The organism is Luteibacter sp. P4_D7_3, from assembly GCF_056401735.1.
Genome location: NZ_JBFUIT010000002.1, coordinates 15,783 through 37,908, shown reverse-complemented (window position 1 = coordinate 37,908; position 22,126 = coordinate 15,783). Strand labels below are relative to the sequence as shown.

The following is a 22,126-nucleotide window of genomic DNA, read 5'->3' as shown; positions in this document are numbered from 1 at the left end:
ACATCACACTTATCGGCTAGCATGCCGCAAACGCGCATGTGTCGAAACGGCACGGCGCGGCCCGCAGGGGGGCCCTATAGCAACCATCTCGACTCGGCTGACGCTGGGTACGCCTCTGCTTATCGCACGCGCTCACGACCGAAGGTTGCTCGAATGAATCGTATCTACCGTCTGTGCTGGAATGCCGCCACTTCGCAGTGGGTCGCTGCCAGCGAACTTGCTCGCAACAGCCGTCCCGCGGCGCGGTCCGCTTCGGCGTCGAAGGGCCTTCGCGCCGCCTCGATCGCCGCCAGCATCGCAATGGCGCTCGGCGCCGCTGGCACCGTCCATGCCGGCCAGACCGGCGGGCAGGTCGTTTCCGGCAGCGGTGCGATCAACCAGAACGGTGCGATCACCACGATCAACCAGAACAGCCAGCACCTCTCGCTGAACTGGCAGACCTTCGACATCGCGCCCAACGAGACCGTGAACTTCGTGCAGCCGGGCAGGGATGCGATCGCGGTCAACCGGATCCTCGGCAACAGCGCGTCGGAGATCTACGGTCATCTCAACGCCAACGGCCAGGTGTGGCTGATCAATCCGAACGGCGTGCTGTTCGGCCAGGGCTCGCAGGTGAACGTGGGTGGCCTGGTGGCATCCACACTCGACACCTCCGACGACTCGCTTTCGTCGAACTCACGCAGCTTCAGCGGTAACGGCAAAGGCAGCATCGTCAACAAGGGTTCGATCCGCGCGGCCAACGGCGGCTATGTCGCGTTGCTCGGCAACACGGTATCCAACCAGGGCACGATCAGTGCGCAACTGGGCACCGTCGCCATGGGCGGCGGCAGTGCGGTCACGCTGACGTTCGACGGCAGCCAGCTGCTTCACCTGCAGGTGGACCGCAGCACGCTGGATAACCTCGTCGAGAACCGCCAGCTGGTGCAGGCCGATGGCGGCCGTGTGTTCATGACGGCGGGCGCGGCGGATTCCTTGCTGGCCAGCACGGTCAACAACACCGGCGTCGTCCGTGCGCAGACGGTGGAAAACCACAACGGCCAGATCGTGCTGCTCGGTGGCATGCAGGCCGGTCACGTGAATGTCGAAGGGACGCTCGATGCGAGCGCACCGAACGGCGGCAACGGCGGCAGCATCGAAACCTCGGCGGCCTTCGCGCATATCGGCGTGGCATCGATCAATGCCAGCGCACCCCGAGGCAAGGCCGGCACATGGCTCGTCGATCCGTATGACCTGACCATCGACGCGACGGCGGCGGCGACCATCTCGGCGGCGCTCAACGGGGGTTCCAACGTCACCGAGACGACATCGGCCAACAGTGCCGGCGGCGACGGCATCCAGAACGCTTCCGGCGTCGGCGACATCAACGTCAACTCGGCCATCTCATGGAACAACGCGGCCACGACGCTCACCCTCGACGCGTACCGTGGCATTAACGTCAACGCGGCGATTTCCGGTGCGGGTGGCGTCGTGCTGAAGGCCAACGGCACGGGCGGTACCGGCGGTAACATCACGCTTGCCGGCGGCGGCACGATCGCCGGTGGCACCGGCGTGACGCTGACCGCAGCGAACAACTTCATCAACAACGCCGGCGCCGCCGCGCTGAGTTCGACCTCGGGCAAGTGGCTGGTCTACTCCTCGGACCCGTCGCTGGATACGCGCGGCGGACTCGCCCCGCAGTTCATCCAGTACGCGGCCAATGCGGGCGCCTCGCCGCTGGGCAACGGTAACGGGTTCCTCTACAGGCTGGCGCCGACGCTCGCCATCACCGGCCTGACCGGCACGGTGACCAAGGTCTACGACAACACGAACGCTGCCAGCTTCTCGGGTGCGAATTTCACCAGCACCGGCCTGGTCGACGGCAACAAGATCACCGGTGCCACCGGCGGCACCTATGCGACGGTCAACGCCGCCTCGAACATCTCGGTGACCTCGCCGGGCGCGATCGGCAACTTCAGCATCACCGACAGCACGGGCGCGATCGCCGTGTACGGCTACGCCCTGGGCGGTTCGGTCGTCAGCGCGAAGGTCGGCCGTATCACGCCTGCGCCGCTGACCGCGCAGATTATCGGCAATCCGACCAAGACCTACGACGGCACCACCACGGCCACGCTCGGCTCAGGCAACTACGAGGTCGACGGCTTCGTCGGTGGGCAAGGCGTCACCGTGAAGCAGCCCAGTTCGATCGCCTATGCCGGCTCCGACGCGGGCAGCGTAGCGCTCAACGCCACGTTCTCGGTAACCAACTTCACCGCCAACGGCGGCACCAACCTGGCGAACTACATCCTGCCGACGGTCGCCACCGGCATGGGCACGATCAACCGGGCGCCGCTGTTGATCAGCGGGTTGCTGGCCAGTAACAAGATCTACGACGGCACGACGAGCGACATGATCCTTCTCGGCGGCGCCAAGCTGTTCGGTGTGATCCAGCCGGACAGTGGCCATGTGGAGCTCGACACCACCGGCATCTTCGGCAACTTCGCCGGACCCAACGTCGCCAATGGTATCGGCGTGACAGTCGGCGGTTATGCGTTGACCGGTGACAAGGCGAGCAACTACGTCCTGCAGGCACCGACCGGCCTGAGCGCGAATATCACACCCAAGACGCTGACCATCGACCAGGTCACCGCCAACGACAAGATTTACGACAACACCAAAACCGCCACGCTGAACACGGGCGCCGCCACGCTGGACGGCACGGTGGGCAGCGACAACGTGACGCTCAACACGGCCGGTGCCACCGCCACGTTCGGCCAGACCGACGTCGGCAGCGGCCTTGCCGTGACTGCCAGCGGTTTCTCGCTGGCGGGAACAGCCGCTGGCAACTACATGCTGGCCGCGCCCGTGCTGACGGCCAGCATCACGCCGCARCTGCTGACCATCGTCATGACCGGCAATCCGACCAAGACCTATGACGGCACGAATGCCGTCACGCTGGGTGGCGGCAACTTCTCCATCAGCGGGTTTGTCTCCGGGCAGGGCGGCACGGTGGGCCAGAGTTCGGCCACCTATGCCACCGCCAATGCCGGCAATGGCATCGATGTCACCGCCACCCTGCAGCCGTCGGACTTCGTGCCGGTCGGTGGCACCTCGATGTCCAACTACACGTTCGCACGGACCGTGACCGGCCTTGGCCTGGGCGTGATCAACCCGCTGCAGTTGACCGGCCAGATCGTCGGTAACCCGACCAAGGTGTATGACGGCAACACCAACGCCGCCCTGGCGGCGTCGAACCTGCAGGTGCTTGGCCTGCTGTCGGGCCAGAGCATCACTGCCAGCTTCAGCGGCACGGTGCCGGGCCAGTACGACAATCCAAACGCAGGCGCGCGCGGTGCCACCGCGGGAGTACTTCCCGGCGCGGACTTCACGGCCGGTAGCGGCACGCTGCTGAGCAACTACATCCTGCCGACCAGTTACCTGGGCTCGGGTTCGATCACGCCGGCGCCGCTGACCGGTGCCTTCACCGTGCTCAACGTCGGCATTGTCAACGCGAGCAAGGTCTACGACGGCAACTTCAACATCGGCTTGCTGCCGGCCAACTTCACTCTGAGCGGGTGGGTCGGCAGTGACAGTGGCGTGGTATCGCACACGATCAATGGCACCTTCGGCCAGAAGAACGTGGGCACGGACCTTCCGCTATCGGCCGAGCTCTCCACGGCCGATCTGACGCCCGGTGGCAGCACCAACCTCTCGAACTACGCCATCAACACACCGGTGCTGGGCATCGGCAACATCACGCCGGCACAGTTGACAGTATCGATCGTGGGCAATCCGACCAAGACCTATAACGGAAGCATCGATGCCGCGCTGGCCTCGGGCAACTTCAGTGTCGGCGGCTGGGTCTCGGGCGAGAGCGGCACGATCAATCCCAGCGCGACCGCCAGCTACGACAGCGCCAATGCGAGCGCGCTCAACGGCCGTACCATCAGCGCAACGCTGACGCCGGGTAATTATGTCCTCGGCAACGGCACGCTGCTTTCCAACTACAACGTCGATCTGGTCGCCACCGGCACGGGCACGATCAACCGCGCGCCGCTTTTCGTCACCGGCGTGTTCGCGACGAACAAGACCTACGACACGACCGCGGCCGACACGCTCAACGTGACAAGGGCCGGCCTCGCCGGTCTGGTGGATACCGACGCCGGTAACGCCTCCAGGGTCGCGCTGAACCTGTCCGGTGTGACCGGCAGCTTCAGCCAGAGCAATGTGGGCAATGGCCTGACGGTCACAGCAGCCGGCTTCGGTATCACCGGCAGCGAGGCGGCGAACTATATCCTGCAGCCGGTCGCCGGCCTGATCGCCAACATCACCCGCGCCACGCTCACGCTCGGCGGTGTGACGGCTAACGACAAGACGTACGACGGCAATGCCAGTGCGACGCTTACGATCGCGGGCAATGCGGCGCTGAACGGCATTTTTGCCGGTGACACCGTGGGCTTCGACGGAGGTAGCGCATCGGGCCAGTTCGGCACGTCCAACGCCGGTAACAACCTGGGCGTCACGGTCGGCGGGTTTACCCTGAACGGCGGCAGCGCCGGTAACTATCAGTTGCAGCAGCCGACCGGCCTGACCGCGACGATCAACCCCAAGCAGCTGACCGCGGTCATCACGGGCAGCCCGACCAAGGTCTACGACGGCACCGATTCGGCCACGCTGATTGCGACCGATTACGACCTGCAGGGCTTCGTGGGCACGCAGGGCGCTTCCATCCCGCAATCGGCTACCGCCAACTACGTCACGAAGAATGTCGGCACCGGCCTGGGCGTCGCATCCACCCTGGTGACCTCCGACTTCGTCGCCAACGCGGGGACTGATCTTTCCAACTACATCCTGCCGACCACGGGCGCGGGCAACAATGGCGTGATCCAGTCGAAGGTGATCGACCTTACCGGCACGCGCGTGTACGACGGCACCGCGACGGCCAACAGCTCGCTGTTCGGCGTCCTGCAGGGTGTGAACGGCGAGACCCTCGGCGTCACGGGCAGCGGTACGCTGGTCGACAAGAACGTGGGTGACGAGAAGTCGTTCCTCGCCATGGGCAGCCTCGCACTCGCCAACGGGGGTAACGGCGGCCTGGCCAGCAACTACACGCTGGTCGGCGGCATCGACTGGGTGACGATTACCCCGAAGGCGCTGACCGCCGATTTTCTCGCCAATGACAAGACTTACGACGCCAACACTGCCGCGACACTGACCGGTCCGGCCACGCTCGATGGCCTGGTCGGCGGCGATCTCGTCACGCTGAACAATCCGACCGCCGCGCATTTCTCGGACAAGAACGCCGGGTCGGGCAAGACGGTGACGGGTGACATGTCGATCACCGGCGATGATGCCGGTAACTACACCTTCACCCAGGGCACGACGACGGCGTCGATCGACCCGCTGCACATCACGGTCGCCGCAACGGGCAAGGACAAGCAGTACGACGCAACCACGGCCGATCCGGGTGCCACGGTACACAGCGGCGGTGTGATTTCCGGCGACACCGTCGCGTTCGGCTTCAACCAGGCCACGTTCGGCGACAAGAACGTCGGCAACAACAAGACCGTGACGGTAACCGGTGTCACCAGCGGCGGCACCGATGGCGGCAATTACGTGGTCGACAACACCACGGTGACGACCACGGCGAACATCACGCAGCGCGTCATCAACCTGAGCGGGACGCGCATCTACGACGGCACGACCGATGCCGATGCCAGCCTGCTTTCCTCCGGCGGTGTGCTGTCGACGGGTTTCGCAGGCGAGACGCTGACCCTCGCGGGTATCGGCGTGACCGACAAGAACGTCGGCAACAACAAGGTTTTCACCCTCGGCACGCTCAATCTCGGCGACGGCGGAAACGGTGGCCTTTCCAGCAACTACACGCTGGTCGGCGGTACGGACAGGATCACCATCACGCCTCGCGCGCTGACCTCCACGTTCGACGCCAACGACAAGACCTATGACGGTACGACAGCTGCCACGCTGGCCAATGCGGCACTCGTCCTGGCCGGCGGCTCGCTGACGAGTGGCCTGATTGCAGGCGACCAGGTCTCACTGACCAATCCGACCGTGGGAACGTTCGACAACAAGAACGTCGGCGTTGGCAAGACCGTCACCGGCAACATGAATATCGCCGGGGGTGACGCCGGCAACTACACCTTCACCAACGGGACTGCGTTGGCTGATATCGCCAAGTTCGCCCTGACGGTGGGCGCGCAGGGTAAGGACAAGGTGTACGACGGTACGACCAGCGAYCCTGGCCTCAAGCTGACCAGCAATGCGATCGCCGGTGACAACATCACCCTTGGCGACACGTCCGTCGCGTTCACCGACAAGAACGTGGGTAACGGCAAGACGATCAATGTCGGTGGTATCTCCGTAAGCGGCGGTGACGCGGGTAACTACGACCTGCAGAACACCACGACCACCGCCACGGCGAACATCACGCCCTTCGTGATCAACCTGCACAGCAGCCGCGTGTACAACGGCCAGACCGATGTCAGCTCGCTACTGTTCGGCAGTGGCGTGGTCAACGGCACGAACGGTGAGACGCTCACGCTTAGCGGCACCTCCAACGTTGCCAACAAGAATGTCGGGGTGAACAAGGGCTTCAACGGCGTCGGCGACATGGCCCTGGGCGACCTCGCCGGCTCCCTGGCCAGCAACTACGTGATCGGCACGTCCACGCTGGACATCACGCCGCTGGCGATCACCGGCGCGATCACGGCCGATGGCAAGATCTACGATGCCACCACCGCAGCTACCACTCATGGCGTGCTCACCGGCGTCATTGGCAGCGATGTCGTCGCCTTTAATACATCCGGCCTGTTCGATACCAAGAATGTCGGTACCGGCAAGACCGTTACCGTAAACGGTGCGCTTTCCGGCGGCGATGCCGGTAACTACACCTTCACGGCCAATGCCACGACGACGGCCGATGTCACCCCACGGACGATCGTCGTGGGTGCCACCGCCGACAACAAGGTCTACAACGGGAACGACGCCGCCGTGGCCACCCTGGCCAGCAGCGGCATTCTTGGCACCGATACGGTGAACTTCACCGGCAATCCGGCCACCTTCAGCGACAAGAACGTCGCCAACGGCAAGACCGTCACCGTCAACGGCATCACGGCGACCGGCACGGACGCCGGCAACTACGTGTTCAACACCGTTGCGCAGGCCCTGGCCAACATCACACCGCTGGCGATCACGCTCGATCTCACGGCGCAGGACAAGATCTACGACGGCACCACCGCGGCCGTCACAACCCTGGGTAGCGCAGGCGTCCTGGGTACCGATACGGTCGTATTCAGCGGTGACCCAGCGACCTTCAGCGACAAGAACGTCGCCAATGGCAAGACGGTCACCGAGAACCATATCGTGGCCAGCGGCGCCGACGCGGGGAACTACTCCTTCGTCAACACCGCGACGACCACCGCCAACATCACGCCGCTGACCATCGTCGTCGGCGCCACCGCCGACAACAAGGTCTACGATGCCAACACGACCGCCAACGCCCAGGTAGGCAGCAGCGGCGTGCTGACGGGAGACACGGTGGACTTCGCCGCGGGCTCGGCCAACTTCGTCGACAAGAACGTGGCGAACGGCAAGCAGGTCGACGTCAACGGCATCACCGCCTCGGGCGCCGACGCAGGAAACTACCTGTTCAACACCGCGGCGCAGACGACGGCGAACATTACCCCGTTGAACATCGTGGTCGGTGCCAGCGCGAGCAACAAGGTCTACGACGGCAATAACTCGGCGGTGGCAACGCTCGGTAGTACCGGCATCCTCGGTACCGATACGGTGAACTTCACCGGCAATCCGGCCACCTTCAGTGACAAGAACGTCGCCAACGGCAAGACCGTCACGGTCGGCGGTATCGTCGGCAGCGGCACCGATGCCGGCAACTACACCTTCAACAACGTCGCGCAGACCACCGCCAACATCACGCCGCTGGCGATCGTCGGTAGCATCGTCGCGGGTAGCAAGACCTACGACGGAAACACCAGTGCGCAGACCAGCGGCACGCTGGCCGGCGTGATCGGTGGTGACCAGCTCGGCGTGAGCAGCAGTGGCAGCTTCGCGGACAAGAACGCCGGTAACGGAAAGACGGTGAACGTGGCTGGCGTACTCACCGGCGCGGATGCGGGCAACTACACTTTGACCACCAATGCCACCACGACAGCCGACGTGTACAAGGTCGTGCTGAACCTCGATGGCACGCGTGTCTACGACGGCGGTACGGCGGCCTCGTCCGGCATGTTCGGCAGCGCGGGCGTGATCGCCGGTGTGGCCGGCGAGAGCCTGATTCTCAGCGGCCAGGGCGTGCTGGCCAGCAAGAACGTGGCGACGAATCGTCCGTTGGCGGGTCTCGGCTCGCTGGCGCTGAACGACGACGGTGCGGGTCTCGCTTCCAACTACACCCTCGTCGGCGGAAACCATATCGCGACGGTGACGCCGTTGGGCATAAGCGTCGGCATCACGGCGGACGACAAGGTCTACGACGGCAATACGGGCGCCGCGACGCACGGTGTGCTCAACGGCGTGCTCGGCGGGGACCAGGTGAGCCTCGCGACCCATGGCACCTTCAGCGACAAGAATGCGGCCAATGGCAAGACGGTGAACGTCGACGGCACGATCGCCGGTGGCGATGCGGGCAACTACACCCTCGTCGTCAATCCCACCACCACGGCCAGCATCACCAAGCGCCCGGTCATCGTGGACGCACAGGGTACGGACAAGTTCTTCGACGGCAACACGACGGATCGCGCCACGCTGTCGAGCAACGGCATCCTTCCTGGCGACGTGATCGCCTTCGGCGCAGCGACTGCGCTGTTCGGCGACCCGGCGGTGGGCCGCGGCAAGGCCGTCTCGGTCGATGGCATCTATGCCACGGGCGCCGATGCCGGTAACTACGCGTTCAACACCTCGGCGCAGACCACCGCCAACATCAACCAGAGCTCGTCGCAGGGTGCATCGGCCATCGCGTTGACGCAGCTCGACGCGGTGCTGGGCCCGGACGTCATCGCGACGCCTTACGGTGTCGCCTCGAACGTGACCGTCGGCCCGTTCTCGGGTAACCACAAGAAGACCCGCCAGCCGATCGAGAAGAACATCCAGCGCGCGGACTTCGTGCCCGGCCTCTCCTTTCAGGTCGTCGATGGCGGCGTGCGGCTCCCGGCGGACGCGATGCAGTGACGCATCGCACCGTCGCGCATGACCTCATTCACTCTTTCGTATCGGCTTCCTGATGACCATGGCAAATCTTCCCAAGCGCGCCGCGAACCTTCTTGGCGCATGCATCCTCCTCGCACTGACCGCCACGGCCACGGCACAGGTGCGCCCGCCACAGAGCGGTGACCTGCTTCGCCAGGTGCCGGTGGCACCGCAGCCGAAGAAGGCCGACGACACGGGGCTCAAGGTCGTACCGCAGGCCGCGGCCGACCAGGGCGACAGCGCGCCGTTCCATGTCACGACCATCCAGATCACGGGTGCGACCCTGATTCCCGTCGAGACCCTGCACGCACTGGTCGCGTCGGGCGAGGGCAGGGACATCACGTTGCGCGAGCTCAATGCGCTCGCCGACCGGATCACCGCCGAGTATCGCGCCGAGGGTTACCCGCTGACACTCGCTTACGTGCCCGCCCAGACGCTCAGCGGCGGTACGGTACGCATCGCCGTGCAGGAAGCGCGCCTGGGCAAGGTGGTGCTCGAGAATCACAGCGTCACGCACGACGGCCCCCTGAAGGCGACGCTGGATCCGCTCACGAGTGGCGCGCCGATCACCTCGCACGGCTTCGATCGCAGCTTGCTCCTGCTGGGTGACATTCCGGGCGTGATGGAAACCTCGGCGCTTCGCCCGGGCGACGAGCCGGGCACCTCGGACCTCGCCGTACGCACGGACGACCGTCCGCGTTACACGGGCTTGGTCGCGCTCGACGACTACGGTAACCAGTACACCGGCCGCGCGCGGCTGACGGGTACGTTCAACGTCAACGGCCTGCTGCACCAGGGCGACCTGCTCGATGCGACCGCGCTCTCGGCGGGTTCGAACATGAACTACGGTCGCCTCGGTTATCGCTATCTCCTCAACGGCGAAGGCACGGTGGTCGGTGCTTCCGTTTCATCGCTCGACTACAAGCTCAAGGGCGACCTTCGCGTGCTCGACGCACACGGCACGGCACAGGTTGCCAGCCTGTTCGTCAGCCAGCCGATCATCCGCTCCACCGACGGCAACCTCTACGGCCAGCTCGGTTACGACCGCCGTCATCTCAACGATTCGATCGACATCGTCGGCGTGCGGACGTTGCGTCACACCTACGGCTGGACCGCGACACTGGCCGGCGACCAGCGCGATGCGCATGGCGTGACCAACTTCAATGTCGCCGCGACCTACGGCCTGCTCGGTTTCGATGACGCCTTCGCGCAGTTCATCGATGCGATCAGTGCGCAGACCCGGGGCCACTACCTGAAGTACACCGTCTCGGTGGCGCGCCTGCAGCAGCTGTCGGAGAACAATGCGATCTACCTCGGTTTCCAGGGCCAGTGGGCGAACAAGAACCTCGACACGGCCGAGCAGTTCTACCTGGGCGGTGCCAACAACGTTCGCGGTTACGACACCGGCGTGCTGGCCGGCTCCCAGGGGCAGATGGTCAACCTCGAGTTCCGTCGCAGCCTGCACCTGGGTCTTCCCGGCACCTGGACGGCGCTGGCTTTCGCCGATGCCGGCCGCGTGAACCTCTACAAGGATCGCTTCGCACCGGGTACGAACAGCGCGCACATGCAGGACGTCGGCCTGGGCATGCGTTGGCAGGGCGACGACCAGTGGTCGTTGAGCGCCGATGTTTCGCATCCGATCGGCGTGCGCCCGGCGCTGGCCGGCGAGGCGCACGATACACGCGCCTGGGTGCAGATTCAGAAAGGCTTCTGATCGAGATCGTCGTCCCGCTTTCGTGGGAGCCGACTCATCGGCGATCCCGCGGCAGCGGGCCAGGGTGCCGCGAGTACCCATTCGCCGATGAATCGGCTCCTACATGGATTTTGGTTTTGGGGAGGGTCGGATCATCAACCCGGCCGCGATGGCCGATAGCACCGCCAGCCCCGCCGAAAGCAACATCACCCGCCGGAACCCCGCGACGAATGCCGCATCGATAGCGTGCCGCGCTGCGTCGTTCGTCACCGCGATGCCGGCCAGCTTCGCCTTTTGCGCCATCACGCTCTGCACCACGTCCGCGGGTATGCCCGAAGCAAGGCCTTCCTGGAGTGCCGCGTCGAAGCCCTGCGTCAGCACGATGCCGAACACCGCGATAGCCAGCAGGCCAGCTACGCGCGACACCGCGTTATTCACCCCCGACGCCGTGCCGGCAAGCTCCGGATTCAAGGCATTCATCACCGTGGTCGTCAGCGGCGCGATGGTGATGCTCATGCCGAGACCCAGCACGCAGGCGGCCGGAAAAAAGGTGGTCCAGTAAGAACCGCCGACGCCAGGCAACGCATAGAGCGCAAAGCCCGCGCCGGCAAGGGTGGGCCCGACGATCAACGGGAGGCGCGCACCGACCACGTCGACCAGCCGACCGGTCCATCGCGACAGCGCGAACATGATCACGATGAAGGGCAGCAGGGAGGCACCCGCCCCCGTCGCACCGTAGCCCTGTACCTGGATGAGGTTGAGCGGAACAAAGAACAGGCTGCCGCCGAGCGAGGCATAGAGCAGCAGGGTGAGCACGTTCGCGCCGGCGAAGTCGCGATCACGAAAGAGGCCCAGGGGCAGCATAGGCGCGGCGATGCGCATCTCCACCACGACGAAGATCGCCAGCCCCGCGACGCCGACGACAGCGGACGTCAGTACGGCAGGCGAGACCCAACCGTGCAGAGGTGCTTCGATGAGCGCGTAGATGACGCCGGCCAGCCCGATCGTCGCGAGCACGGCGCCCACGATGTCGATGTGACCGGCATCGACCCCCTTGCTTTCCGGTACCCGCCAGTAACAGATCGCGATGAGCACGATGCCCAAAGGCAGATTCACCAGAAAGGCCCAATGCCAGGACACATGCTCGACGAGGAAGCCGCCTAGCACGGGTCCGATCGCTGCCGTGATGCCACTGAATGCCGACCATGTGCCGATGGCGGCGCCGCGACGCTCTTTCGGAAAGGCCGAGGTGATCAGCGAGAGGCTGCCCGGAATGAGCAAGGCGGCGCCAAAGCCTTGCAGCGCGCGCATGCCGATCAACCACGTCATGCTTTCGGACGCGGCGCAGCCCAGCGACGCGAGGGTGAAAACCACCGCGCCGATGACAAAGACCCGGCGCCGTCCATAGTGGTCCCCCAGCACGCCTCCGACCAGCAACAGGGCCGAGAGCAGCAGCGCGTAACTTTCCATCACCCACTGCGCGTCCGCCGTCGTCGCATTCATGGCCCGCTGAATGGCCGGCAGGGCGACGTTGACGATCGTGCCGTCGACGAAGGCCATTCCCGAGCCGACGACCGCGGCGACCAGGGTCCAACGTCGTGCGGCTTCGCTTTCGGGAGGAGTCATCGCCACAGCGTAGCGCGACCATGAGCCCGCCGCCTTGAACGTTGCTTTGACGGCAGTGGTGGTCTGCTGGGCGTTCGGAATGCGGAGCCCCTCATGAAAGAGCGCGACCCCTACGACGAACCGACCACCGGATCCGGCGATCCCGGCCACGCCGAGGGTCCCAAGCCGGTCGAGCCGGTCAATACCGGTTCGGGCGACCCGCAGCACAAGGCCGAGCAGGCTGACTGACACCGGGCCTGCCCGATCGTCCCAACGAAGGAGGTCACCATGTCAGGCAGCTTCCAGCGCATCACGCCCTTCCTCTGGTTCGATACCCAGGCCGAGGAAGCCGCGAACTACTATGTCTCGATCTTCCCGAATTCACGGGTTACGAGCATCACCCGATACACGAAAGAGTCGTCCGAGGCCTCCGGTCGACCGGTGGATTCGGTCATGACGGCGGCCTTCGAGCTGGACGGCCAGCAGGTCACGGCGCTCAACGGCGGGCCGCATTTCACGTTCAACGAAGCGTTGTCGCTGGTCGTGCGCTGCCACGACCAGGCCGAGATCGACCATTACTGGAGCAAGCTTTCTGCCGGCGGCGATCCGAGCGCCCAGGCCTGCGGCTGGCTCAAGGACAAGTACGGCCTGTCCTGGCAGATCGTGCCGGACGACATTGAGGCGCTGGTGCAGAGCCCCGGCTCGGTCGCCGCCCTCATGCAGATGAAGAAGATCGACATCGCGGCGATGAAGGCGGCGGCCTGAGCCGTTCGCGTTACGCCTGCTTCCAGGCGGCCGCGGTCTCGCGTGCGAAGTCGCGGTAGTTCCGCGGTGCGCGGCCGAGCAGCGAGGTCATGATGTCGGTGGCGGAGGCTTTGGCCAGCATGCCTTCGGACTGGAAGCGGGCGAGCATCAGGCGCAGGTCGTACGCGGCCCACGACGGTGCGTTGCGGGCAATCGCCGCCTCGGCGACATCGAGATCGTCGCCACCATAAGCGACGGGACGGCCCAGCGTGTCGCTCCAGATGCGTGCAGCCGACTCACCGGTGAGTGCATCCGGTCCCGCCAGTTCGATGACCTCGCGCGGCAGTGCCCCCGGCGACCGCTCACGACGCAGCAAGGCCGCGGCGGCGATATCCGCGATATCGCGGATGTCCACCATCGACACGCCGACCTGACCGAGCGCCATCGGATAGACGCCATGCTCGGTGAGTGGCACCTGCAGGCTCGCATCGTTCTGCATGAAGTAGGACGGGCGCAGCACCGTCACCGGCAGGTCGTACTGCTCGATGGCGCGCTCGATCGTGTACTTGCCGGCGAAGTGCGGTACGTCGGCGAAGCGGTCGCCATTGAGGACCGAGAGGTAGACGATGCGGCGGATGCCGGCATCACGGGCGAGTCCCAGGGTCGCCAAGCCTTGCGTCAGTTCATCGGCGGTGACGGCATTGAGCAGGAAGAGGGTATCGACGCCCTCGAGTGCGGCGCGCACCGAGGGGATGTCGGTGAGGTCGCCGCCCACGGCACGAACGCCCTTGGGTGCCTTCAGCGTGTCCGGGCTGCGGGTGAGGGCGCGCACATCGGCGCCTGCTTCGGCCAGTCGCGCGGTGACGGCGGAGCCGATGTTGCCTGTGGCGCCAGTAACGAGAATGCTCATGATCAGTGGCCTTGTGTGGGTGGATGAGACAAAGATTGGGCGTTCCATCGGGGGGACGAAAGCCGCAGAATCGGGACACCTCGTCTCATCGGTGGAACGACCATGGACCTCCTCGCTCTCGCGGATTTCGATGCCGTCGCGCTTCACGGCGGCTTCGGAGCGGCCAGCCGCGTCACGGCGCGCCCCAAGGCCACGCTCTCGCGGCATGTCCGTGAACTCGAGGACGCGCTCGGCGTACGCCTGATCGAGCGTGGCGCCCGCCCGTTCCGGCTGACCGAGGAAGGCGCGACCCTGCACGCCGAGGCCCACGCGATGCTCGGCCGCATCGAGGATGTGGCCGAGGGACTGGTCGCCCGTGCTGGCGCTCCGCAGGGCGCGCTTCGCGTCAGCGCCCCGGTGCTCTTCGCGCACCGGGGCCTGGGACGTCTCGCCGCCCGTTTCGCCATGAACTTTCCGGCCGTGCACCTCGAGGTGGTGGTGGACGACCGCTTCGTCGATCCGCTCAAGGAGGGCTTCGATGTCGTGATTCGTGCAAACCCCGCGCCTTCGACCGAGCTCGCTGGCCGATGCTTTCTTCGCGACCGGCTCGTGGTTGCCGCGGCGCCATCGCTTGCCGAACCTGCCGATGGCGGCTCTTTTCCGGCGATCGTGCTCGGCGGCAGTCAACTGTCGGCATGGCGGCTGGGCACCGAAGGCCGGACGAAGACGATGCTGCCGCGCGAGGTGGTTCGTCTTTCCTCCATGGCCCTGGTGTATGACGCGGTGCGTGAAGGTGCCGGTGCGGCCATGATGCCGGCCTCACTCATTCGCAACGACATCGCCGCCGGCACGCTGGCATCGTGGGGCGAGGTGGACGGTCGCTCCATCGAAGTGTGGGCGCTGTATCCGCCGCAGCGTCACGTGTCCGGCAAGGTGTCGGCCTTCGTGAACATGCTCGTCGAACACTTCCACGGCGGATCGCCAGCGCATTTCGACACGCTCTGACGGGGCAGTCGTGGCTCTGTATGATGGCCGCGCGGTGATTCATCACGCGGAAACAGGGGCGGGGCATTGGAAGACGTACAGATCTGGCTGGGCCTGAACGGGCAACGATTCGGGCCGTATGCGCTGGCGCTCGTTCAGCGCTGGCATCAGCAGGGCATGCTCGACAACGGCAGCCTGTGCTGGCGTGAGGGGATGAGCGAATGGTCGCCGCTGGAGACATTCCTGCGCGAGAACGTTGCCGCCGCGTCCTTCAACGAGCCTCCCTCGTTCGAGGTACCTCCGCCGGGCCTCGCGCCTCGCGCCTCCGTCGTCGTCGCCGTCGCGGCACGCGATACCGCTCCCGTCGCTCCCTCGCTTCACTGGGGCCTGGTCTTCCTGTTCGGTGTGCTGACGCTGGGCATCTTCATCCTGGTCTGGATGTTCATCCAGTCGACGTGGGTGAAGAAGATCGATCCGGCCAGCCGCGCGACGACGTACCTTGCCATCGGCCTGGTCGTCGGCCTCAGCGGCGCCTTCGCGGGCCCCGACTCGCAGCTGTACTACGTCTTACAGCTGATCGATGTCGCTTTCGTCGTGATCGGCTACTTCTCGATGTCCGCATCGCTGAAGCGCTTCGGCATCGAACGGGGGCTGCCCATGGCGATCGGTGGCATCACGCTGTTCTTCTTCACTACCTTCTACCTGCAAGGCCAGCTGACCCGCATCGCCAACTGGCAGCGCACGGGCCTGGTCGAAGAGGCGCCGAAAAGCATCTTCTGGACGCTCTATGCCGTCGTGTTCGTCTTGTTCGCCATGGTGGCTGTCGTCGCGTTGCAAATGTTCCACTGAGTTCACGGAACGCATCGCTGCCGTTTGACAGGCGCGACGCTGGCAGCGAAAGTCGGTCGTCATCCCATGTGGAGCGCGGCCGTTGAATCGACGTGAGTTCGCCAAGGCACTGGCCGTGGCCAGTGTCATCGGAAGTGGATCGTGGTACGCATCGCGGGCCGACGCAGCCTCGGCAGGAGCGATCGCCACGACGGCAGGCAAGCATGTCGCCGTGGATCCGCAACGGATGCAGACGCTGCAGCAGGCCTTCCTCGACCTGCGCTTCGGCATGTTCATCCACTTGAACATGGCCACGTTCGAGGAGCGCGAATGGGGCGACCCCGCGCTGTCGCCCAAACTGTTCGATCCGAAGCACCTCGACACCGACCAGTGGGCGCGGGCGGCGAAGTCGGCGAACATGGGCTACGCGTGCTTCACCACCAAGCATCACGACGGCTTCTGCCTGTGGCCGACGAAAACCGGCAGTGCCAACGTCATGCAGTCGTCGTACCCGCATGACGTGGTGCGCCGCTACGTGGACTCCTTCCGCAAGGCGGGCCTCAAGGTTTGCCTATACTTTTCCATCCTCGACCTGCGTGCCGATATCCGCGCACGCACGGTGACGCCGGAGAAGATCGCGCTGATCAAGGCGCAGCTCACCGAGATCCTTACCCAGTACGGCCCGCTCACGGCGCTCATCCTCGATGGCTGGAACGCWTCGTGGTCGCGCATTTCCTACGCCGAGCTGCCTTACCGTGACATCTACGATCTGGTGAAGACGCTACAGCCCGATTGCCTGGTCACCGACCACAACGCGGGCAGCTACCCGGGTACGGCCCTCTACTACACGGACATCAAGCAGTACGAACAACACGCGGGCCAGAAGATTCCGCCGAACAGCCCCGTTCCCTCACAATCGGGCACGACATTGCAGAGCGACTGGTTCTGGAAGAAGGCGTATCCGACCTCGGAACTCGCTTCGGCGAAGACCATCGTCGACGAGTGGCTTGTCCCGTTCAACGACAACCACTGCAACCTCATCCTCAACGTCGCGCCCAACCGCGATGGCCGCTTCGACGACAACGCGGTGGCCCGCCTCGCCGAGATCGGCCAGTTGTGGAAAAACACGGGTCCGGCGCCGAAGATCGGCCGCTCGGTGACGATCACCACGCCGGATCTCGCCGCCGGCAAGCCCGCCTGGGCCAGTGCCAGCGATGAGGCCGTCGGCCCCGACCAGGCATTTGACGACAACTTCCGCAGCTACTGGCTGGCCGACCGCGGCAAGACCGACGCCTGGATCGAAGTGCGTTTCGAGCAGCCGGTGGCATTCAATACGTTGTGCATCGTCGAAGCGGTGGGCGCGGAGGGATACGGCGAGACGAGTCGCATCGCCAGCTACAAAGTTGAAGTGGAGCGCGATGGTGCGTGGGTCGCGCTGGTGTCGGGTGAGAAGCCCTCGCACTACCAGTTCCATGAGGTGCCTCGGACCACGGCCAGCCAGGTGAGGTTGAGTGTGACCGGGCAGCAGCCAGGTATTACCGAGTTCGGCATTTACGATGAACCGCGCGGGTGAGGTGGCATGGTCACGCCCTTTGAAACCAACGGCTTGCCACCATATCGGTACTCTGAGGCTAGCCGCCGGGAGGTGACCCATGGCAACCGGATGGGCGGGCGATACCGCCGTGCAGGACCAGATCGACGCGACCATCGAGGACGCGGTGAAGCGAGCGCGCAGCCACCTGCCGAAGGGGCCGAGCCTCGAGCGTTGCGAGGAATGCGACAAGCCCATTCCCGAAGCACGCCGCAAGGCGGTGCCCGGCGTGCGGCTGTGTGTCGCCTGCCAGGAACAGGCCGATCGCGATAACGCCAGTTTCAGCGGCTACAACCGCCGCGGCAGCAAAGACAGCCAGCTGCGCTGAAACCTCTAGACTATGCCGTTCCCCACACCTGCACGGACGACCCGCGCGATGCTCGAACATGTGATCCTCGCCCGCCACGGTGAGACGGAATGGAATATCGCGGGCCGCGCGCAAGGGCGGGCCGATAGTCCACTCACCGCCGCAGGCATCGAGCAGGCGCAGGCTCTGGGTCGCAACCTCGCCGCACAGGGCGTTGAGCACATCGTCTCGTCGACACTCGGTCGCGCATTGCATACCGCCGAAGTCGTTGCGGAGATCATCGGCTGCGAAGTCAGCGTCGACGAACGCTTCGTCGAGCGCGCCTTTGGTGAACTCGAAGGCCGTTTCGTCGCGGAGGCGCTCGTTGAGAACGCGCAATGGGCAGAGGTGGTTCGCGGTCACGATCCGCTCGCTGCCGCCGGCGGCAGCGAATCGTTGAGCGATGTCGCACAACGCGCACTGCCGGCCCTCGAGGCCCTCCATGTGCTGCCTTATCGCCGCGTCGCCGTCATCACGCATGGTCATTGCCTGACGGCGCTCCTCGGCGCACTGCGCGGCGGCGGCGACTACGCGAGCTATCGCCATGGCAACTGCGCGTACACCCCGCTTACCGTCGCTAGTGAGGCCTATGTGGTCGACCGCTGGAACGTCGACAGCCAGGTGCTCGTCGGCGCCTGATTGCCGCGGCGGACGACGACGCGTAACGTCGCTTGTAATAAAAGCGAAATAACTGATTGCAAACGGTTTTTCTAAAGTATTGTCGCGCTCGGCCGTTACCCCTCGCAGTTCCCCGGCCCTCCGATGACGATGCCTATGAACACCCCTACCGGCGGTCGCGAACCGTCGCTGATCGAGCAGGCCCTGGCGGGAGACTCGCTGACGGCGGTTTTCCAGCCGGTGATTCGTGTGGATACGGGTGAAGTGGTGGCGCACGAAGGGCTGATTCGTTCGTCCTTGCCTCACTTCAACCTCACCCCGCCGGACCTGCTTGACCTTGCGCGCGCGCGCGGGCGCCTCGGCGAGTTCGAGCTCGCGGCGGCGCATTGCGTCGCCACGAGCTTTGCGGCGCGTGCGCTCACCGGTCGCCTGCTCGTGAATCTCAGTGCCCAGGCGATCATGCAGGACGGCGTACGTGCCGAGGACGTGCTCGAAGCACTCTCCATTCCGGGCTTCGACCTGGGCAGGGTAACGATCGAAATCACCGAACGCGACATCGTCGATAACCCGGCGAGGCTGGCCCACGCGCTCGGCTTCCTGCGCGCACGCGGCATTCGCGTCGCGCTGGATGACTTCGGTAACGGGCATTCGAACTTCGAGATGTGGAACGAGGTGCATCCGGAAATCGTCAAGATCGACCGCTACCTCATCAACGGCCTGGCACACAGCGTCGAGCGCCTCGCCATTGTGCGTGCCCTGATCTCGGTGGCTGAAACGCTGGGCGCGGAGCTGGTGGGTGAAGGTGTCGAGGAAGAAGCGGACCTTCTCATGCTTCGTGAGCTCGGCATTCCCTATGCGCAGGGCTTCCTGATAGCGCGGCCGTCCCCCGGCTCGACCATCGAGGCACCGGCGAACGTTATCGCTGCGCTGTCCGTCACCCACGTGCCGGTCCCGCCGCGGCCGCGCGGTCCGGTGTCGGCACGGCCGTTCACAGCCGGCCACATGCTGATCGATGCACCGTGTGTTTCGCCGACGCAATCAAACGAAGACGTGGTGGATCTGTTCGCGGCCCATCCGCGTTTGCATGCCGTCGCGGTGGTCGAGGAAGGACTCCCCGTCGGCATCGTCAACCGGCGCACGTTTACCGAGCGCATGGCGCAGCCGTTTGCGCGCGAGCTGTTCGGGCGCAAGCCATGCACAAGCTTCATGCATCCGGAGCCACTGCTCTGCGACGAAGAGATGTCGTTGCAAAGCATGGCCGATATCCTGCGCGGTGAAGACCAGCGATACCTGAGCGACGGCTTCATCATTACCTCGCACGGGCGCTATCTCGGGCTGGGCACCGGCGAAGCGCTGGTGCGCCGTGTCACCGAAATTCGCGTGGAAGCCGCACGCTATGCCAATCCGCTGACCTTTCTCCCGGGCAACCTGCCGGTCACCGAACATATCGTGCGTCTATTGCAGACAGGCCGTCCGTTCGCCGCTGCGTACTTCGACCTCGACAACTTCAAACCCTTCAACGACCAGTACGGTTACTTTCGCGGCGACGAGATGATCCGCCTCCTCGCCAGCACACTCACGGGCGACCTTCGCCAGGATGCCGACTTCGTCGGGCACATCGGTGGAGACGATTTCCTCGTCATCTTCCAGGGTGACGATTGGGTCGCACGTTGCGAAGGCATGCGCCTGCGGTTCAATGCGATGAGTGGCAACCTCTTCGATGAGGCCGATCGCGTGCGCGGGGGCATCGACAGCGAGGATCGCCACGGGCATCAGCGGTTCTTTCCGGTCACCACGGTGGCGGTCGGCGTGGCGTGCTTCGTCGATGCCTATCCGGTCGACCCGGAGACCGTGGCGAGTCTCGCGGCGTCGGCGAAGCGCGTGGCTAAAAACACGGGCACCGGGTTACACATGGTGACCTACGAAGCGCAGCTTCCTGTTGGCGTGTAACGAGATATTCAAGCCACTGAAATAAAAGCATAACCTGCAAAAAATAACGCTAAAGTTGGCGAACAGGCGGCCGACAGGGAGGCATCCCCGTCCCCCGAGTACGCCATGCGATTTCCCCGAATCCCGTTGCCTGTGCTGACGCTCCGCGCCCGTTTGTTGATGCGCATGGCTGGCACCATCCTTCTCCTTCTCGCCCTATGGATCGTCGGTGGCGTGCAGTTGCGCACCGCCGACCAGCGGCTGCAATCCGTCGTCGACGAGACGCTTGCGCCCGTGGCCGACGTCGGCCGCATCCAGAACGATTACAACGATCTGCTCGACGCCCTCGTGCATGCGACGCTCACCCGCCTGCCGTCCTCGGTCGATGATGCGGTCACCGCCATCGGCAGCGATCGCCACGACATCGACAAGCAATGGAAATCGCTGGTAGCCAGCGGTCTGGGCAAGGTGCAGAGCAAGGGAGTGRCACTCGCTGCCGAGCACCGAAAGGCGGCGGACAAGGCCGTGGATGACGTGATCGAGCTGCTCAAGGCGGAGCAGTACGATCTCGCACAACTGCAGCTGTCGAACGATGTGCAGTCCGCCGTGGGTCCGCTCAAGAGCGACTTTTCCAATCTGTTCGCGCTGGCGCTGGATGGCGGCAAGGCCGAGGCCCAGGCGCAGCATGAGGACATCCGTCGCGGTGGCATCACCTCGGCGATCCTGCTCGGTATCGCCTTGCTCCTGGCCAGCGTCGTGGACCTCGCGATCATCCGTTCGCTGGGCCGTCGGCTTCGCCAGGCATCCGGGGTCGCAGCCGCCATTGCGCGCGGCACGCTGGGCGCCCGCATCGACGTGGGACGCGGCGACGAGATCGGTAGTCTCCTGTCGTCGCTGGCGGCCATGGATACCCAGCTCGGCAACGTCGTGGTGCAGGTGCGCGATCGCGCCGACCACGTGGCCCAGGCGGCCAGCGGTATCGAGCGTGGTAACGATGCGTTGAACGACCGTACGCGCACCCAGTCAGGGCACCTGCGTTCCACCTCGGCATCGATGAACGACATGGCCAGCGCGGTGGCCGGCGGACTCAGCCATGCCAAGGCCGCGCATAGCGCCGTAGCGCAGACGCGCTCCATGACCGACGAAGGCCACCGCGTGGCGATGGACGCCATCGGCAACATGCGCGAGATCCGTCGCAGTACCGAACGCATGACCGAAGTGCTCGACGTGGTCGACCAGTTCGCCTTCCAGACCAACCTGCTCGCACTGAACGCGGCCGTTGAAGCCGCACGCGCGGGTGAGCACGGTCGCGGCTTCGCGGTGGTCGCCTCGGAAGTGCGTGATCTGGCCAAGCGCTGCGCCGCTGCGGCACGTGACATCCGCAGCCTGATCGCCGAGAGCGACGAAGCCGTCCAGGCCGGCGTGGATTCCGTCGACCGCGCGGGCGCCGTGCTCACCGGCATCGGCGAGCGTGTGAACGAGTTGTCCGGCCTGGTCGGCTCGGTCATGGACGCGACACGGAGCCAGAATGACGGCATTGCCCGCGTTAACGGCGCCATCCACGGCATCGATGAAACCACTCGCGAGAACGCGGTGCTCGTGGAGCAAGCCGCCGCAGCCAGCCGCGCCATGCGCGAAAGCGCGGAGATCCTGCGGCAGGAGGTGGCTTACTTCGTGTTAGAGGATGAGGCAGCCTGAGGG

Annotated in this window: 13 protein-coding genes; 11 read left to right on the top strand and 2 right to left on the bottom strand. The window is 65.1% G+C overall.

What is annotated here, in order from left to right:
* The first annotated feature begins 153 nt into the window (after positions 1–153).
* Positions 154–9,180 (top strand): YDG domain-containing protein, encoded by a 9,027-nt coding sequence (locus tag AC1DSN_RS00520; RefSeq protein WP_477329218.1) that lies wholly within the window; start codon positions 154–156, stop codon positions 9,178–9,180.
* Positions 9,181–9,238: 58 nt separating this feature from the next.
* Positions 9,239–10,912 carry a ShlB/FhaC/HecB family hemolysin secretion/activation protein gene (locus tag AC1DSN_RS00515; RefSeq protein ID WP_477293362.1) on the top strand — a complete coding sequence of 558 codons (1,674 nt, stop codon included), beginning with the start codon at positions 9,239–9,241 and terminating at the stop codon, positions 10,910–10,912.
* 99 nt (positions 10,913–11,011) lie between these two features.
* Here the strand turns inward: AC1DSN_RS00515 and AC1DSN_RS00510 are convergent, their stop codons facing one another.
* Positions 11,012–12,517, bottom strand: a complete 1,506-nt coding sequence (locus tag AC1DSN_RS00510; protein WP_477293360.1) for a DHA2 family efflux MFS transporter permease subunit — start codon at positions 12,515–12,517, stop codon at positions 11,012–11,014.
* Between the two features lie 93 nt (positions 12,518–12,610).
* Here AC1DSN_RS00510 and AC1DSN_RS00505 point away from each other — a divergent pair, with 93 nt between their 5' ends.
* Positions 12,611–12,745: a hypothetical protein gene (locus tag AC1DSN_RS00505; protein ID WP_255548713.1), complete on the top strand. Its 135-nt coding sequence runs from the start codon at positions 12,611–12,613 to the stop codon at positions 12,743–12,745.
* Positions 12,746–12,784: 39 nt separating this feature from the next.
* Entirely contained in the window at positions 12,785–13,261 is a 477-nt protein-coding gene (locus tag AC1DSN_RS00500) for a VOC family protein (RefSeq protein WP_063571296.1), read from the top strand.
* A gap of 10 nt (positions 13,262–13,271) precedes the next feature.
* Here the strand turns inward: AC1DSN_RS00500 and AC1DSN_RS00495 are convergent, their stop codons facing one another.
* On the bottom strand, positions 13,272–14,150 hold the full coding sequence (locus AC1DSN_RS00495) for an NmrA family NAD(P)-binding protein (protein WP_477293357.1): 879 nt from the start codon (positions 14,148–14,150) through the stop codon (positions 13,272–13,274).
* Positions 14,151–14,252: 102 nt separating this feature from the next.
* Here AC1DSN_RS00495 and AC1DSN_RS00490 point away from each other — a divergent pair, with 102 nt between their 5' ends.
* The 7 genes from AC1DSN_RS00490 (at position 14,253) to AC1DSN_RS00460 (ending at position 22,123) form a co-directional block, all read left to right on the top strand.
* Positions 14,253–15,134 (top strand): LysR family transcriptional regulator, encoded by an 882-nt coding sequence (locus AC1DSN_RS00490; protein ID WP_477293355.1) that lies wholly within the window; start codon positions 14,253–14,255, stop codon positions 15,132–15,134.
* A 66-nt stretch (positions 15,135–15,200) separates the two neighbouring features.
* Positions 15,201–15,962, top strand: coding sequence for a DUF4339 domain-containing protein (locus tag AC1DSN_RS00485; RefSeq protein WP_477293353.1), 762 nt, complete (start codon positions 15,201–15,203; stop codon positions 15,960–15,962).
* Between the two features lie 82 nt (positions 15,963–16,044).
* Positions 16,045–17,514, top strand: coding sequence for an alpha-L-fucosidase (locus tag AC1DSN_RS00480; protein WP_477329216.1), 1,470 nt, complete (start codon positions 16,045–16,047; stop codon positions 17,512–17,514).
* Positions 17,515–17,593: 79 nt separating this feature from the next.
* Positions 17,594–17,860 carry a DksA/TraR family C4-type zinc finger protein gene (locus tag AC1DSN_RS00475; protein WP_477293349.1) on the top strand — a complete coding sequence of 89 codons (267 nt, stop codon included), beginning with the start codon at positions 17,594–17,596 and terminating at the stop codon, positions 17,858–17,860.
* A gap of 48 nt (positions 17,861–17,908) precedes the next feature.
* Positions 17,909–18,517, top strand: coding sequence for a histidine phosphatase family protein (locus AC1DSN_RS00470; RefSeq protein ID WP_477293347.1), 609 nt, complete (start codon positions 17,909–17,911; stop codon positions 18,515–18,517).
* Between the two features lie 135 nt (positions 18,518–18,652).
* On the top strand, positions 18,653–20,446 hold the full coding sequence (locus tag AC1DSN_RS00465; protein ID WP_477329214.1) for a GGDEF domain-containing protein: 1,794 nt from the start codon (positions 18,653–18,655) through the stop codon (positions 20,444–20,446).
* A gap of 105 nt (positions 20,447–20,551) precedes the next feature.
* Positions 20,552–22,123: a methyl-accepting chemotaxis protein gene (locus AC1DSN_RS00460; protein WP_477329212.1), complete on the top strand. Its 1,572-nt coding sequence runs from the start codon at positions 20,552–20,554 to the stop codon at positions 22,121–22,123.
* The last annotated feature ends 3 nt before the right edge of the window (positions 22,124–22,126 follow it).